Origin of the sequence: Paenibacillus sp. V4I9 (assembly GCF_030817295.1) — a bacterium.
Lineage (GTDB): Bacteria > Bacillota > Bacilli > Paenibacillales > NBRC-103111 > Paenibacillus_E.
The window spans coordinates 3,730,305-3,745,694 of record NZ_JAUSZE010000001.1; the positions used below are offsets into that span (position 1 = coordinate 3,730,305).

16 protein-coding genes and 1 pseudogene are annotated in these 15,390 nt (G+C 45.3%); 7 read left to right on the plus strand and 10 right to left on the minus strand.

Features of this window, described 5'->3' with window-relative positions:
- Positions 1 to 45: 45 nt before the first annotated feature.
- The 3 genes from QFZ81_RS17520 to QFZ81_RS17530 are packed head-to-tail and all read right to left on the minus strand — an operon-like array spanning position 46 to position 3,314.
- On the minus strand, positions 46 to 351 hold the full coding sequence (locus QFZ81_RS17520; RefSeq protein WP_029194218.1) for a YciI family protein: 306 nt from the start codon (positions 349 to 351) through the stop codon (positions 46 to 48).
- Positions 351 to 1,043, minus strand: coding sequence for a uracil-DNA glycosylase (locus tag QFZ81_RS17525; RefSeq protein WP_307449684.1), 693 nt, complete (start codon positions 1,041 to 1,043; stop codon positions 351 to 353). Before QFZ81_RS17525 ends, QFZ81_RS17520 begins: the two co-directional genes overlap by 1 nt.
- A 15-nt stretch (positions 1,044 to 1,058) precedes the next feature.
- Positions 1,059 to 3,314 (minus strand): type IA DNA topoisomerase, encoded by a 2,256-nt coding sequence (locus QFZ81_RS17530; protein WP_307603724.1) that lies wholly within the window; start codon positions 3,312 to 3,314, stop codon positions 1,059 to 1,061.
- A 200-nt stretch (positions 3,315 to 3,514) separates the two neighbouring features.
- On the opposite strand from QFZ81_RS17530, the gene QFZ81_RS17535 reads away from it, so the two are divergent.
- Together QFZ81_RS17535 and QFZ81_RS17540 are read left to right on the plus strand one after the other, a co-directional pair.
- The gene (locus QFZ81_RS17535; RefSeq protein ID WP_307603726.1) at positions 3,515 to 4,624 is read left to right on the plus strand and encodes a glycosyltransferase family 4 protein; all 1,110 of its coding nucleotides are present in this window, start codon (positions 3,515 to 3,517) and stop codon (positions 4,622 to 4,624) included.
- Positions 4,625 to 4,634: 10 nt separating this feature from the next.
- Positions 4,635 to 5,402 carry a YheC/YheD family protein gene (locus tag QFZ81_RS17540; RefSeq protein ID WP_307603728.1) on the plus strand — a complete coding sequence of 256 codons (768 nt, stop codon included), beginning with the start codon at positions 4,635 to 4,637 and terminating at the stop codon, positions 5,400 to 5,402.
- Between the two features lie 68 nt (positions 5,403 to 5,470).
- On the opposite strand, the pseudogene QFZ81_RS17545 reads toward QFZ81_RS17540, so the two are convergent.
- Positions 5,471 to 5,785, minus strand: a pseudogene (locus tag QFZ81_RS17545) (DedA family protein); the annotation flags it as partial.
- Between the two features lie 21 nt (positions 5,786 to 5,806).
- On the minus strand, positions 5,807 to 5,932 hold the full coding sequence (locus tag QFZ81_RS17550) for a hypothetical protein (RefSeq protein WP_307442262.1): 126 nt from the start codon (positions 5,930 to 5,932) through the stop codon (positions 5,807 to 5,809).
- Between the two features lie 113 nt (positions 5,933 to 6,045).
- Here QFZ81_RS17550 and QFZ81_RS17555 point away from each other — a divergent pair, with 113 nt between their 5' ends.
- The gene (locus QFZ81_RS17555; RefSeq protein ID WP_307603731.1) at positions 6,046 to 6,216 is read left to right on the plus strand and encodes an NlpC/P60 family protein; all 171 of its coding nucleotides are present in this window, start codon (positions 6,046 to 6,048) and stop codon (positions 6,214 to 6,216) included.
- 547 nt (positions 6,217 to 6,763) lie between these two features.
- Here QFZ81_RS17555 and QFZ81_RS17560 read toward each other — a convergent pair.
- A complete protein-coding gene (locus QFZ81_RS17560; RefSeq protein ID WP_307603733.1) occupies positions 6,764 to 7,831 on the minus strand; it encodes a YheC/YheD family endospore coat-associated protein in 1,068 nt (355 codons plus the stop codon).
- Between the two features lie 166 nt (positions 7,832 to 7,997).
- Here QFZ81_RS17560 and QFZ81_RS17565 point away from each other — a divergent pair, with 166 nt between their 5' ends.
- Both QFZ81_RS17565 and QFZ81_RS17570 read left to right on the plus strand, forming a co-directional pair.
- Positions 7,998 to 9,098: a WD40/YVTN/BNR-like repeat-containing protein gene (locus tag QFZ81_RS17565; protein ID WP_307603735.1), complete on the plus strand. Its 1,101-nt coding sequence runs from the start codon at positions 7,998 to 8,000 to the stop codon at positions 9,096 to 9,098.
- A gap of 1 nt (position 9,099) precedes the next feature.
- On the plus strand, positions 9,100 to 9,375 hold the full coding sequence (locus QFZ81_RS17570; protein WP_307442255.1) for a MoaD/ThiS family protein: 276 nt from the start codon (positions 9,100 to 9,102) through the stop codon (positions 9,373 to 9,375).
- A gap of 24 nt (positions 9,376 to 9,399) precedes the next feature.
- Here the strand turns inward: QFZ81_RS17570 and QFZ81_RS17575 are convergent, their stop codons facing one another.
- Both QFZ81_RS17575 and QFZ81_RS17580 read right to left on the minus strand, forming a co-directional pair.
- Positions 9,400 to 9,897 carry a metallophosphoesterase family protein gene (locus QFZ81_RS17575; protein WP_307442254.1) on the minus strand — a complete coding sequence of 166 codons (498 nt, stop codon included), beginning with the start codon at positions 9,895 to 9,897 and terminating at the stop codon, positions 9,400 to 9,402.
- Positions 9,898 to 9,938: 41 nt separating this feature from the next.
- Positions 9,939 to 10,265, minus strand: coding sequence for a DUF1904 family protein (locus QFZ81_RS17580; protein WP_307442253.1), 327 nt, complete (start codon positions 10,263 to 10,265; stop codon positions 9,939 to 9,941).
- Between the two features lie 162 nt (positions 10,266 to 10,427).
- Between QFZ81_RS17580 and QFZ81_RS17585 the strand changes: the two genes are divergently transcribed.
- Together QFZ81_RS17585 and QFZ81_RS17590 are read left to right on the plus strand one after the other, a co-directional pair.
- Positions 10,428 to 11,729 (plus strand): AAA family ATPase, encoded by a 1,302-nt coding sequence (locus tag QFZ81_RS17585; protein ID WP_307603737.1) that lies wholly within the window; start codon positions 10,428 to 10,430, stop codon positions 11,727 to 11,729.
- Between the two features lie 12 nt (positions 11,730 to 11,741).
- Entirely contained in the window at positions 11,742 to 13,454 is a 1,713-nt protein-coding gene (locus QFZ81_RS17590) for a vWA domain-containing protein (protein ID WP_307603739.1), read from the plus strand.
- A gap of 657 nt (positions 13,455 to 14,111) precedes the next feature.
- Here the strand turns inward: QFZ81_RS17590 and QFZ81_RS17595 are convergent.
- Positions 14,112 to 14,648, minus strand: coding sequence for an MOSC domain-containing protein (locus QFZ81_RS17595; RefSeq protein WP_307442250.1), 537 nt, complete (start codon positions 14,646 to 14,648; stop codon positions 14,112 to 14,114).
- Positions 14,649 to 14,692: 44 nt separating this feature from the next.
- A complete protein-coding gene (locus QFZ81_RS17600) occupies positions 14,693 to 15,382 on the minus strand; it encodes a PIG-L deacetylase family protein (RefSeq protein ID WP_307442249.1) in 690 nt (229 codons plus the stop codon).
- Positions 15,383 to 15,390: the final 8 nt, after the last annotated feature.

The window sequence follows — 15,390 nt, forward strand, 5'->3', positions numbered from 1 at the left end:
TGGATTCACTCCTTTGATTTTTCGCCAGACAAACTGGCAGCCTAATTACATAACTGCAATACTGTAGGGAAACAATTCACTGGTCATAAGTTGATTAGCAACAGCAGGGTCTTGTTCCATGATCAGTGTAGCTTCTAACTCATTATCCACCCTCAGGATAACAATGCCAAATGTTTTTTCATCAAAAGTTTGTGTTCTTCCTGCTAAAATGAGCTCCCCCTCCTCTTTCAACTGTAAAAGGTATTGAAAGTGCTCTTCAACAATTTTATCTTCTTTTTCGGTCCAAATACTGCGGTCTAGAAAAGCAGGTTTTAATCGTAAGACATAAATAAATTCTTTATTGTCGCTCATTACTCCCGCTCCTTCACAAATAAATTTGGTATTTGCCAATCAATTTCTGAACTCCCAAGATCTCTAAGATAGGCATTCGCTTGCGAAAAAGGTTTACTGCCAAAAAATCCGCGATACGAAGAAAGCGGACTAGGATGAACTGATTTTATGATAACATGCTTCGTTGTATCAATGAGACGCTGCTTGGCCTGTGCATGACTTCCCCACAGTACAAAAATGATCGGCTTCTCCCGATCACTTAACGTCGTTATGATTTTGTCTGTAAAACGTTCCCAGCCTTTTCCCTTATGCGAATTCGGCGTGTCAGCTCTTACCGTTAGAACCGTGTTCAACAGCAGCACGCCTTGTTCGGCCCAAGCCTTCAGGTAGCCGTTATCAGGGAAACAGCAGCCAAGATCAGACTGTAATTCTTTATACATATTTTGCAAAGATGGCGGTGTCGGTATACCCGGTTTAACGGAAAAACTGAGGCCATGGGCTTGGCCACTACCGTGATAGGGATCTTGTCCCAAAATAACTACTTTGGTATTCGCATAAGATGTTAAATGAAGTGCACTATAAATCTCACTTTGTTCTGGAAAAATGGTTTGTGTCGTATATTCAACATTGAGAAATTTTTGCAAAGCATGGAAATAAGGCTCTTGAAATTCTGACTCCAACAAAGAAGCCCAGTCATTCGTTAAATGGCTCATCATTCACCCCTCCTATCACTCCGTCTCCGTACCGAGCTCTCCCGTGTCGATGTTTCTCAACACGATTCGTCCATCTGCCGCAGTACCATCAGCAAGTACGAGCTTCAGCTTCGTCGTTTTCCCTTTATTAACGAGCGCCTGAACTTGAGCGTCCGTTAAATTCCGGCCAAAGCTTTCTTTCCAGATGACGAATTTGCAGCCTTCCTTGTAGTGCGAGCAGCCGTAACCTTTACGTCCCATGAAAAGGGAGCCTCCGCACCCTGGTCTTGGACATGTCGCTAGGAACGTACTAGCTCCATCTGTTTGTTTAGCAGGAGCTGCCTTCTTAGCTGCAGCTGCTGTTTTGGTCCCACCTGCAGTTGATGCCGCACTCGATCGGGCAGAACCGCGTTTGGGTGCACTGGCAGGAGGCGTTTCGCCTTCGAAAGCTGTTTTGGAAGCTCTAGCCTGCACGCGAACCTTATCAACGATAAGGGTTGCGAATCTTTTGACGTTATGCATGAACTGCTCGTCCGAAGCTGTTCCTCGGGAGATTTCATTCAGCCTGCGCTCCCATTGCCCAGTCATCTCAGGTGAAGTCAGCAGCTCAATGCCCGCGCCGCGAATTAATTCAACAACCGTTCGCCCCTTCTGGGTCAGGACAATTTTTTTGCCCTGCATGTCGATGTAACCAACCTTCTTGAGACGCTCGATGGTCGCTGCACGAGTAGCCGGCGTGCCGAGTCCCGAATCTTTCATCGCATCGCGGAGCTCCTCATCCTCAATCTGCTTGCCGGCGCTTTCCATGGCTTTGAGCAGTGTTCCTTCGTTAAAATGCTTAGGCGGCTGCGTATCTTTTTCCTTTACGATCGCATCATGGCAAAGGACATTACCTTGTGGATCAATTGAGAAAGGCTCATTTACTTCAACCTCTTCGTCTTCTTCCTCATCCTTCTCCTTGCCCTTCGTGCTCTTCGCCTTTTCTTTTTTCTGATCGGCATAGATGACCTTCCAGCCTAATTGAAGCAGTTCTTTAACCGTGGTCTTAAACATTTCTTGTTCAACCTCGGTCATAACCGTATGAACCTTATACTCAGCTGGTGGATAGAACTGGGATAAGAAACGCCTTACAATCAAATCGTACAATTTCTGTTCATCCGGACTCAGTCCCGATGCTTTGCGATTCGTCGGAAGGATCGCATGGTGATCCTCAACTTTGCTCGGATTGCAAATAAACTTGTTATTTTTGTGCACCAGATTTCGGTTTGCCCCTTGCACAAGCTCATGGTAAGCCGTTCCTTGTAAAGCGGATAAGGACTTGTGCATTTCCGGAATATTTTGCTCAGTCACATAGTTGGAATTCGTTCTAGGATAAGAAATGACCTTATGCTTTTCGTAGAGTGCTTGAGCCGTATCCAGCGTCTTCTTCGCTGAGAAGGCGTATTTCCCATTCGCCTCACGCTGCAGCAGCGTCAAATCATACAATTTGAACGGGTATTCCTTCGTCTCTTTCACTTCATAGGAAATAATCCGTGCCGGTTTCCCTTTGACCTTGGCAGCAAGTGCCTCGACCTTCGGTCCGTCCGTCAAGCGCTCTCCTTGCCACATGCCTCTATACGTCGTCTCGCCTTGTGTAAAATGTCCCTCCAGCTCATAAAATTTGAGCGATGAGAAGGCTTCAATCTGCTTCTGTCGGTCATAAATGAGCGCTAGCACAGGCGTCTGAACACGGCCAACGGAAAGCAATACGTTATGCTTCGTTGTGAATGCGCGAGAGCCATTCATGCCGATTAGCCAGTCAGCTTCACTGCGAGAGCGCGCGGCACGCGTTAAATTCTCGTATTCAGCGCCGTCTTTCAGTGTAGCGAAGCCATTTCGAATTGTCTCCGAGGTCAAATCGGAAATCCAGAGCCGCTTGACAGGCTGTTTCAGACCAAGATGCCGCTGAATAAGCGAGAAGATGTGCTGCCCTTCCCTCCCAGCATCACAGGCATTAACGAGCTGGTCACACATCTTAGCTAGCTCTGCAATCACCTTAAGCTGTTCATACGTTCGTGGGTTTGGAATCAGCTTAAATTCATCAGGAATAATCGGTAGGTGGTTAATATTCCACTTTTTATATTTATCATCGTATTGATCAGGTTCAGCCAACTCAATTAAGTGTCCAATCGCCCAGGTGATGATGTACTGCTCACCCTCTAGATGGGACCTGAGATTTTTGGCTTTGGGCTCTATTGCGGCGGCTATATTACGTCCCATATCGGGTTTTTCCGCAATAATTAATGTCTTCAAGAGAGTATCGCTCCTTAATTGAACTTTCTAAGTAGATCAGAATCTGTCGCCTCAGTGTATCCCACTTTATAAATGCCTGCAATATGGTAACGATCGAAAAATTAAAATTAACCTAGTAGACTTTACTCCAAGTCCCTTCACTTCCTTTGAATATGATAACTTGAAACATCAAATGAAGCCAAGAGGTGAAGGTTCTTAATATGCATATTCTGATTATTGCTCCTGAACAAATCCCCGTCCCTCCTCCCGTCGGAGGCTCTGTGGAACATTGTATTTACCAAATTGCTAAAAAAATATCCTCCAAGTATACAGTGACCATTATAAGTCGACTGCGCGCCAACTACCCGAAGAAAAGCAAATTAGGTCATATCACGATTCTTCGCGTACCTGGTGCCAATAAGCAAGCTTACTTATCTAATGTAATTAAGACTGTTAAAGGTCATCGTTACGATAGGATTCAAATCGATAATCGCCCTAGATTTGTGCATGCCGTGAGAAAAGTATTCCCACATACACCTATCTCTGTTTTTTTGCATTCAAAGACATTTATATCCCCGCCGATGACATCCAAGAAACAAGCAGCAAGTGATCTCAGTGGTGCTAATCGCATTATTGGCAACAGCCTTTCGCTGCAAAATCACCTGAAACGAACTTTTCCAAAAATCAGCCATAAGGTTCGTTACGTTCATCTAGGCGTTGATCTCGCTCAATTCCGTCCTCGTAGAGGGAAAGAACATTCAACTGACGGTCACCGTCCATTTGTCATTCTATTTGCAGGCAGGTTGATTCCTAAGAAAGGAATCCCCGTACTGATGAAAGCTACGAAGATCGTTATGAAGTCCATCCCTTCAGTAAGGCTTCACATTGCCGGCGGGACCGGAAAGCCAAGCTACAAGAAATACTTGAAACACCTAGCTTCATCCCTTCGAATCCCAGTATCCTTCAAGGGTTACGTTTCACGAAGTCAAATGCCTCGATTCTATCAATCAGGTGATTGTTTCGTCTGTCCTTCTCAAGGTCATGAAGCGTTTGGCCTAGTGAATGTGGAAGCCATGGCATCCGGCATTCCAGCGATTGCCTCCAGAAATGGCGGAATTCCTGAGATTATACGGCACAAGCATAACGGACTTTTAGTAGCGAATTATCGAAGTCCTAAAGCTTTTGCCAAACAAATACTTAAACTAGCCAACGACCCTTCTAAGGCCAAAAGACTAGCCAAGCAAGCCCGACTAGATGTAACGAGAAAATTTAGTTGGCGAGCCACTGCAAGCAAATTAGAAAAGATTTATGCGACGAAAATTTCCACGTAGAGGTGCTGTTATGTCAATGAATCGAGGTCGTACAGTAGGCAGCAAATGGGTCAAGACGAAAGTTCTCTTATTAAATAAAGAACTTCGCAAATTTGTTCCGGAAACAAGAATCTACAGTCAAAAGAACCTGCTTGCCATGCTAAATAAACATAAGATGGTTTATGTCAAACCCATCAATGGCACTTCCGGACAGGGCATTATTCGTGTAGAGAAAAATGAGACTTATCGATTTCAGTCCGGTAAAGCAGCTAAATCCTTTCGAACTTTTTTAGGTTTATTCGGTGCTCTAAACAGAGCCAAGTTAAACAGATCCTATTTGGTTCAGCAAGGCATTCATCTCTTAACCCATCAAAAGAGAATTTTCGATACACGTATAATGGTACAAAAAAGCCCTAAGAAAACTTGGGAAGCTACTGGTTATATTGGCCGAGTTGCTCATCCACACAAAATAGTAACGAACTTTCATAATAGCGGCAAACCGCTCCCATTAGAATTATTACTTGCTCCTTACTTAAAGAATCAGAGTAAAGATGATTATATCAAAAGCTTGCGACATCTAGGATATCAAATCGCAACGCATTACCAGAAGGTTTATCCGGGATTTAAAGAAATTGGTGTTGATATCGGTATCGATAAAAAGTTAAAACCATGGGTCCTAGAAGTAAACACAGCACCTGACCCCTTTATATTTAATCAATTAAAAGATAAAAAAATGTTCTTCAAAGTACTGCGTTATTCGAGAGCGAACGGCCGATTCTTACCTGTAAAACGTAAGTAATTCGAGGTTCCTAAAGGTTAGCAAAAACCTCCAATCCCACTTGAAATGGGACTGGAGGTTTTTATGCTTTATGATGTTAATCGACGCTGGCGAACCATCATCTTAGTTAATAAGCCGAGACCTATAATAACAACCGCGACAACAATCCATATTGGATGATGGATTTGTGTATAGATGTGGTGCCACGCTTTACCAAGCTTTTGACCAAGAAGAACAATGACCAAAATCCAAGCCAATGCGCCAATGTATGAGATACTCATGAATTTGGTGAATCGTATTTTCGTAGCCCCAGCAATGAAAGGAGCGGCATGTCTTAACCCAGCTACATAATAGCCAACTAAAAGTAGAATTGCACCATGCTTTTTAAAATGTTCAGCCCACTTTTCTAATCTGTTCTCAGAAAGCTAACCTGCTCCAAGCAGAATAATCTCAATCGGAAGCGGTATGCCAACGATGCCAATGAAGAGTAACAAAAATATACCCGGATAGCCATAATGGGTGATTAAATTGATCATAGAATGATGATTCATTTTTGTTCACCTGCCTCGTAATGATCGTACCATAGGAATGTGAGAAATGGTTTTCTAATAAACCCCAGTCAAGCCTGATTTGACCTAGTATTCCCCTATCGTTGGAAATCTATATGTCATGTTATCGCTACAGTAAACAGTACCTTGGCGCGAGCTACAAGTTTGGAGCACAGAATAGCAGTACAAGTTCATTTGACTGCACGTCTTTTACACAATATGTACATGGGAAGAATGGAATCAATTTGCCCCGTTCATCCAAGCAGCAATCACGATTTCAGATATGAATTCCGGTTGGTGGAGCAAAAATTACAAAACAGCGCGCCGCATGATTAACTAAGACGGATATTCACTTAGTGATTTTTTTAGTTGATGTCCTCCCGTCATTCCCCGCTTATCAAAGGAATGCATGAATCAAAAATAAAACAGCAAAGATTAGCCCTAATCGCAAATGATGACAATCCCGAGATAAAACACGTACTCCGCATATGAAGCTAACAAACGCATAATTGGGTTTAGAGCGGGTAGACTATTCCCTAATTGATTAATGAGTTGAAACCAATGATAATCACGCTGAGTAAAGCTCATCTTCATCATCCTTTATTTATACTGAATGCTCTAACTTAAGCATTTAGATTGACTTTACTTGATGAAGATGAGAACAAAATGAGAAATGTACCATCCGTTTCATCGATAACTCCCTTGTCTCATTATTCCTCTAAGCATAAGTTAAGCAGATTAGAAAATAATGAGAATTTCCCCTGTAATCTGTCACTACCTAGTTTGAAGAACAGGATATTTTCTTATTCAAAAGCCCCAGAAATCTGGGGCAAATTAATCATGCAGTGAATTTGATTGGTTCAAGAGAAACTTTGCATATCGCATAGGTGTTTCATATGTGCGATAAAAAGTCGTATCTAGACCTGCTTTTTTAAAGGTGTAGCGTTGATCTCTGCCGTTTACTTCGATCAATTTAATCTCGCCATCCTGATCAACGCCCACATCTAATCCGATGTCAGCCATATGAGGCAATTTTACGCCAATATATTGGGCAATTGCCAAAGATACTTGCTGTAAATCTTGCTTCATTTGGGTGGAATCAAAACGACTGGACTCAAACAGCTTCTCGCACCGTTTAACTTTCCCTCCCTTTGCCACATTAGTCACATGACGGCCAGAAGCTGCGACTTTCCCAATCATTCCGGTAACTTGCCACTGTCCGCTGCCTCCACGCTGCACCGATACACGTAGATCATAAGGCCTTTCCTTATAAGTTGCTAACTGAATCGCTTCCTGAATCATGTAGTTTTGTTTACCCACTTTCTTCGCAATGAAAGAAATAACTTGCTTCTTGGATACAAGCTTTGGTTTCCCTTTCATCCAATACAGATTCCAACCCCCGTCTTCCTGCTTGGATATTTTAATAATCCCATCACCTATGCTGCTGTTTGTCGGCTTGATGAACAGCGAGGAGTACTTCTTCATGAAGTCTTCTAATTTTTCCCGCGAATATTTAAAAGAATCAGGAAGATACTTACGAAGCGAATGATTGGCGTATAAGAGCTGATGTATGCGATGTTTGTCGTAACGATTTTGCCTGTTGAAAATGATGCTCGATTGGGAAAGCTCTTTTAACTTTTTTCTTAAATAGGGAGATAAGCTAATGGCTCGGTTATGTGTCACACGAGGAATTGAACGTCTAACGAGCCTATACGTATTATTTTCATAGTAATAACCCAAAGCAGATTTACCTTTTACATGCTGTAAACACATATAAAAAGGCCTTAATCCATGCATCTTCCCTGCTTTGTTATACAGGGCTAAGCGTTCATTTCCTGTTCTTCCTCTCGCAATACCCAAATAAGTTTCCAAGTCCAATAGGACACCTACTGTAGTACGCATCGAATCACCGCCATTCGAATAATAGAACTATGACAGTGTATGTCCCTCTTACTCTTGCTAACACGGTGAACACCTAAGCAAACTAAGGAAATGACGCATTAAAGAAGAAGGAATTATTTGCCATCTGTCGAAATTATCTTAGGAGTATGATTAAAGGAGGGCACGTATGTCAAAGCGCGTTCAACTGCTGGTCGGCACCAATAAAGGCATTTTCATTTATTCCTCAACGACTGAAAGACGGAACTGGTCCATGCAAGGACCTTTTTTACCAGGATGGGAAGCTTATAGTGTTCTTGGAGATACACGTTCAGCAAGTACGTTGTATGCCGGAACCTCTCATGCCGCTTATGGTGCGACCATACGAATGTCCAGCAATGGCGGTGAAACGTGGGAACAGATTGCGGATAGTCCAAGGTACTCCGAGGAGAGCGGGTTTTCACTAAACCGTATTTGGCAGTTGGTGCCTGGTCTTACGTCTCAGCCCGAAACTCTTTTTGCTGGTGTCGAAGAAGCGGGATTATTCGTTAGCCGCGATAGCGGTCAGACGTGGCAAGAGTTAGATGGTTTAACGAAGCATCCCACTCGTCCGGAGTGGTTTCCCGGAGCCGGCGGTATGTGCTTGCATACCATTCTTATTGATCCAAGGAATTCGCAGCGTATGTGGATCGGAATATCCGCTGTTGGCGTCTTCCGTACACTTGACGGTGGGATTAGCTGGAAGCCCTGTAACAACGGACTAAACCGAATACCAACAGGTCAACCTGATGAACGTGTCGGATACTGTGTGCACAAGATGGTGCTCGACCCGGAAAACTCCGATGTCCTCTATATGCAGGAGCATAGCGGGGTGTTCAAATCCATCGACGGCGGCGACAGCTGGCATCCTATCGAGGAAGGCCTTACATTACGTGACGGCGATGCCCCGTTTGGTTTCCCGATTAGTATTTCACCAACAGGTGATTTATTTCTTATCCCGCTGGAAAGCAGTGAACAACGCTCGATGCGTGACGGCAAGTTAATTGTTTACAGAATGGCACGCGGTGAAAATACCTGGAAGCCTATTGGGGATGTTCTCCCAGAAGAAGAACGACATGTCAGCGTACTGCGAGATGCGATGGCTGTGGATGCTCTTGAGCCTTATGGTCTTTATTTTGGAACAACCTCAGGTGAAATTTACTGTTCACTGGATCGTGGAGAAAGCTGGGAACGTCTGCCTGGACAATTATCACGAATCCTAACTGTGAAGCCAATTATTTTGGAGGACTAGCATGCTTATTACCGTCAGCGTCCCCTCCTTGCTGCGTGATTGTACAGGGGGAAACGTCAAATTTCAATTGGATGCGCTTACGTTACAGGAAGCACTAAATCAACTTATATCAAGCTATCCCCTGCTGCGTGTTCATCTTTGGACCGAAACCGGGCAAGTCCGCAAGCATGTCCTGCTCTATTATAATGACACGAATATCGCTTGGCTGGATGACTTAAATATAATGCTGCAGCAAGGTGATCAGCTTATCGTTTTCCAAGCTGTCTCCGGCGGGTAAAGCATGTTTACTCATTGTCGGATACTAAACCTTGCTGTCATAAAAGAAAAGCTCTGCATGAATGCTATCGCCTAGCTCGATGATGCCGTAGGAGTACTGCGGCTGCCTTCTTTTATCCGTAGGCGAGCCTGGGTTAAACATGAGAATTCCGTTAATCGTTTGCTGGTATGGAACATGGGAATGTCCGAAGATGACGATATCCGGCCGCTCGGCCTGGAACGCTTCTCGGGCTCTTTCCTCTGTCGTTTTGCGAAAGCCGTCTCCATGGATAAGACCAATTCGGTAGCCGCCGAGTGTCAGTATTTTCCTCAAGCCGAATCGTTCAATGATGTCAGATCCGTCATTGTTACCGGCCACAGATTCACAGGGTGCGATTCGCTCAACCAATTCAACAACGTGCTCACTCACCCAGTCTCCGGCATGAATAATAATATCTACACCTTGTAAACCTGCAAGTAACGCATCAGGTAATTTTTGAACCCGAGGTGATAAATGAGTATCCGAAATCACACCAATCCGTATATGGACCACTCCTTCGTAAAATCTGTTAGCCATGAATTCGTTCAAATTAACTTCCCATTCCAATAGTAGCTGTCCTCCCGGTATACCCGAAAAGCTATCTCCACCTCAGGAATGCCAAGCGAAAGAACGTGTTTGGTCAGTACGCTAGCATACTCGTCACGTGTTTCTTGCCCTCTCTCGAACCAACCTACTTCAATAAAAGGATAGGTATTCACTTGCTTCCCTTCAAATATAGAGACTGTGGAGAGACATTCTAGCATAAAATTGTCCGTTCCGCACGAGCATACTTGAGCTAGTTCTTCAATTAACGCCGTACTAATAGATTGAATTTGAGGAACACTAATTCCTCTAACGATCATTTGGGGCATGGGTAACGCTCCTTTGTATTTTCTTGGAAGACTGAAGCTGCAGGCGCAGAGTTAAAAGTAGTGTAGACACTACAGGTCTTATTGTAGCATATTCGATGTTTACCGGGCAGTTTGATACAATATAAACATACGAGCTTTGATTACGCCAAGGGGGACAACAATGTGAAAGAACCCATCGTCATACAGAACAAATTAAGAGAAGCTATGGGTCATCTCGAAAAACGGTTCATGGAACGGGAAGAGCTCATCCGTGTCTTACTGCTCGCTATCATGAGCGGCGAACATGTCTTATTGGTTGGACCTCCCGGTTCAGCCAAATCTCAATTAGCAAGAGCCGCTGCCGAACTATTCGGTAACGAACCTTATTACGATTATTTATTGACCCGATTCACAACACCGGACGAATTATTCGGGCCTGTCTCCTTACAAAAACTTAAAAATGATGAGTATGTAAGGCTCACAGACGGCTACTTACCAAGCGCTCGCTTCGCCTTCCTCGATGAAATATTCAAAGCGAACAGCGCCATACTTAATGCGCTCCTTTCTGTTTTGAATGAACGTGTCTTCTTCAATGGACGGCATAAGCAGCAATCTCCCCTTCTATTCTTAATGGCAGCATCGAATGAATTACCCGAAGATAACGAACAATTAGCAGCGCTGTATGACCGTTTCCTGTTCCGATTTGAAGTTGAATATGTTAAGCAAATATCCAGCTTTGAGCTCATGTTTCAGGCACCAACCGCACCTCTCCCTACCCTCTTGTCAACGGAATTGGTGAAGCAGTTGAAATCACAAGCAGCTGAGGTTCAATTACAGGATGCGCTGATTTACATGCTTTTTCAATTGAAGACAGCGCTAGAAGAGAAAGAATATGTGCTTTCGGATCGCCGCTACCACAAGATTGGCCATACATGGAAAATATCAGCGGCTATCCATGGGCGCAGCGCTGCCAATGTGTGGGATACCGTACTAACCCCTCATATGCTATGGGATTTCCCCGAAGATTTGGTAGAGCTCAAAGCCATCTTCGACACCTTATTTCAGGACATGCTCAAACGAGAAATGGAACAAGAACTCCCGCTGCTTCAATATAACTTAACGGTTAAGAAATGGTTGGAGAAAGAAGATGAATTACATGCCTTCCAATTTAAAAAAGAAATCGGCGGCGCTTTAAACAAGGATGCTGCCGAGCGATTGAAAGCGACTTTGGAAGATTGCCGAACGGAACTGGAAGAAACAGCTAGAAGCCTACGCGGCAGACTTGTCCCCTGGCAGGAGAAAGAAAAGAAACTGCCGGAATGGATTGCATCCCAATCTATCTTTCTGCAGCACCCTGAGCAGTATGCCGTTAAATTCACACACCTGCGCATTCAGGGCGAGCGCATATTACAATCCATCCAAGGCTTATATCGCACTCTGTTTGACCGGGAAATCCCGGGAATCATATACGACTATACGTTATAAGAGGTTACCTATATGATCATACGCTGCACTCGGGTTGACAGGTATGTGTTCGAGGGCTACGTACACTCATCGCGCGTCGCACAAGAATGGATGCGCGAGGCCGTAAGGCAAGCCCCTTGGTTTACACTTGAGCTTTTTGCTGATTTCTTTATGTGCTTCTATTTAACAAAGCCTGAAGTGGACGGCACTGTAGAGGAAACCCCCTTCCACCGCTGGATGGTCTTAACGCTGCGCAAACAGTACTTCTATGTGTCCATTCATCCTCGTACGATCGGACAAGTGAATGCTTCATTCAAAACTGCGCTTAAGGCGCTAATGTGGCTAACCGAGTCCTATGAGAAAGAAGTCAAACGCAGACAAAAGGAACAGCAAATGAGCGGTTTCGGCTTCGAGAAGAAGCAGCAAACGAGCGGACAAGAGGAAAAGAGCGTCAGCGAGCGACTCACCGAGAAGCAAATCGAGAAACTGAGACTCGTTGGCTACACGCTGCAGCAAGGTAAACGTGCCGTCGAAGACAAGCAGGAAGCTGTCGATTCGCGGCCGCTCATTGCGGAGGAGATCCGAGCGCTGAAACAGCGCATCGCGGAGCTGCAAAGCGAGATGCGCACTGAATTCATGAAGCGCGATAAGCTGAAAGCGAAGCTGCGAAAGGCGGAAGAGGAACTCGAGCGCCGCGAGCGGCAGCTGGACCGCATGAGCGCGCGTGACCTCGCGGCCATGAAGGAGATTGAGGCCGAGCTGGGCGACTGGCTCGGTCAAGCATTAAAGGATACGTTGTCCCTCGAAGAGGTGGACAGCTTTAATGTGCACGAGCTCGTGCAAGCAAGTCAGCGGCTCGCGAACCGGCGCTGGGGCAGCGAGCTGGGGAAATTGCGGCGGCAAACGTTCGAGCACTATGTGCAGTGGATTGAGAAACTGAAGCGCAGCAAGGATCTGGTGTCTTTCCTCCAGGAGGTAGGACGGAACATCCATCACCTTCGGGTGCAGCGTAAGAAGCTGCGCTCGCCTTATGTCCCGGAAGCTTACGATGATTTACGCCAGTCTGGCGACATCGCGCATCTGCTTCCGAGCGAGGCCAGCTTGCTCGCTGACGAAGACTTTGAGCCTTATTTTCTCGTCAAATGGATGGAAAATAAGCTCATGACCTACAACTACACCGGCTCTGTTGAAGAGCCGCAGAAAGGTCCTGTTATCTGCATGCTCGATACCTCCCACTCCATGCGCGGCAGCAAGCTGCGGCTTGCGCAGCTGTTTACGGCGACCTTCGCCTCCTTCTCCCTCTTTGAGCGGCGGGACTTCGTCCTGCTCCTGTTCGGGGCGAAGGGCGAGCTCATCGAGCATGTTCTGTCTTATAAGCGGCCGGATTGGGACCGCTTCTATGGTCTGGCTCAGCTCGCTTTCGGTGGTGGCACGAACTTCGACGCGCCGCTGAGTAGAGGCATGGACATCGTACAGCACGAGCGGCAGTTTCACGATGCCGACTTCGTAATGGTCACCGATGGTGTCGGCCAAATCTCCAAAGCAACGCTGCAGAAGCTTGGCGCTCTTGGTCAGAAGAAGCAGCTGCGGCTGCATTCGCTCATTATTGGCTCTGCACGCCAACATCTCGTACAGAAATATGAAATTGTCGGCGTTTCTCACCAAGTTAGATTCGCTACAGCCTGGGATGTTCAAGATCCTGTGAAGGATGAACTTCTGCTGGATGTGTTTGCTAAGCGATTGTGACAGCTCCAAAATAGCGTGAAAGCCTTCAATCCCACTTGGGAATGAAGGCTTTTTACTTATTTGCCTCAGGTACTTCGTGTCGAACCAATAAATGTGCGCCGTGAGGATTTGGGTACGGTTGTTTTAAATTGGTTCATGTTCATATAACACGATTGGCCATCGTTTTCATATTTGACCATCCTGAAGCTACATGAAAGGGAACGTCGATGCGTTTAATAAAGGCGGATATTTGGACAAATAACGCTTCCTAGTTCCTTTAACTAGTTCCTAGTCTTTATAGGCGCAGTCAATTGATAGACTTCCAAATAAAAAACCATGAAATCTTCAATGAAGACCCTCATGGTTTTTGTCGTTTTCTATGTATTCAAGCTCTCATAAGTTCTTTAATCGTTTTTAAAGATACACCCGTTTGGTGGTAGACCTCAATAAGTGAGGCACGCGGATGGGCCAGAACGAAATCTTTCACTTTGTGCAACTCTTTCAAATGAAGCTGGGAGCAAGATTTACAATGCTTTTCAAATTTCGAAATATAAACTTGTCCGCATGTTTCACAGTTGCAAAGTGACATTTCTCCACACCTTCCTGATCCAAATCTCTCTAATAAAGTATTCGAGAAGAGGCGCACACTTCTGGGGGTACCTTATAAAATAAATGTAATTAATTTTGAATCTCGACCAAGTCACCTGGTTTTATTTCACCTGGGCGTTCCACGTAAGCGACAATCCCTCTGCTTTGTTGTGCATGTTTGATAAATTGTTGAGTTAGGCTTCTATCTCCGTAATAATTGGCAATCTGCTTACCAGGACCTGCACACGGCTCGTTCTCACCTTCGCAGACAAGTCCGCCGCCATTTGGCAGAATCATTCGGATTCCCATAGGAAGCTTGGTTAATTCAGGAGCACCGCTCACTACAATATTTGCACCCAACCACTCAGGTTTAATTGTTTCCACACCCAGACGCTGAGCAATACCTTGCAGTTCCTCAACGGATACAATACTGAGTTGACGACGATTCATAATCTCTTCGCCTCTCTTGTACATGGGCTGCCGAGAGTCCGCCTTAGCGAATAACCCGAAGTGACGATCGCCTTCAATGCCCCCAAAACTTAGTTCGACACCGTCGATTTCTCTCGTTACAAACGTTGAAGCGTCATCCGCGATAAGAACAGCTTCAATTTTAGCCATAATTGCCATGAAGTCGTTCACCTGCCTGTCCCATATTATACCACTTACTGCCCCTATTCTTCCAGTACCTTCGTTAGGTCCTGCTCTGGCCACAACGTTCCATCCTGCCAACCAAGCACAAAAGCTTCCCATCGACGATTTTCCGGAAAAACATCAAGGTCACCAAAGTATTTGGCAATAGCTACATGTTGGGTGGCATGAGCCCGCAAGGCTGCTGCCTTTATCGGCCAACCAGCCTCTGTATCTACTACTATCGAAGGCTTGTGACCTTTAGCTCGTAATGAAGCCGCTGCTGCATAATATAACTTGCGTACACTGGGACACTTCCCGCTCAATACAGCCGCCGTTGTCGCCTTGGAGATGGTGATATGATCGGGGTGACCATTGCCCCCATCCTCCGGAAATGTGAATAGAACCTCGACCTCATGCCGCTGAATAAAAGCGATGACACCTTCAACTAGAGCATTGAAATCAATCTCTGCAAGCTGACCATCCGGCCAGCCCAAATGCTCCACGTGAGACAAGCCCAACACCTTGGCGGCTTCATCCATCTCTTTCTCTCTCAATTTAGCTAGTTCTAATCTATTTGTTGCCCGCTCTAACCCTTGTCTTCCCGCATCACCTCGTGTTGCCAACAACAAAGCAGGATTTTCCCCTTGATCGGCAAGTTTACGAATTATGCACGCACTGAGAAACGTCTCATCATCCGGATGTGCATATATAAATCCATATCGGTGCTTCATTTCTTCAC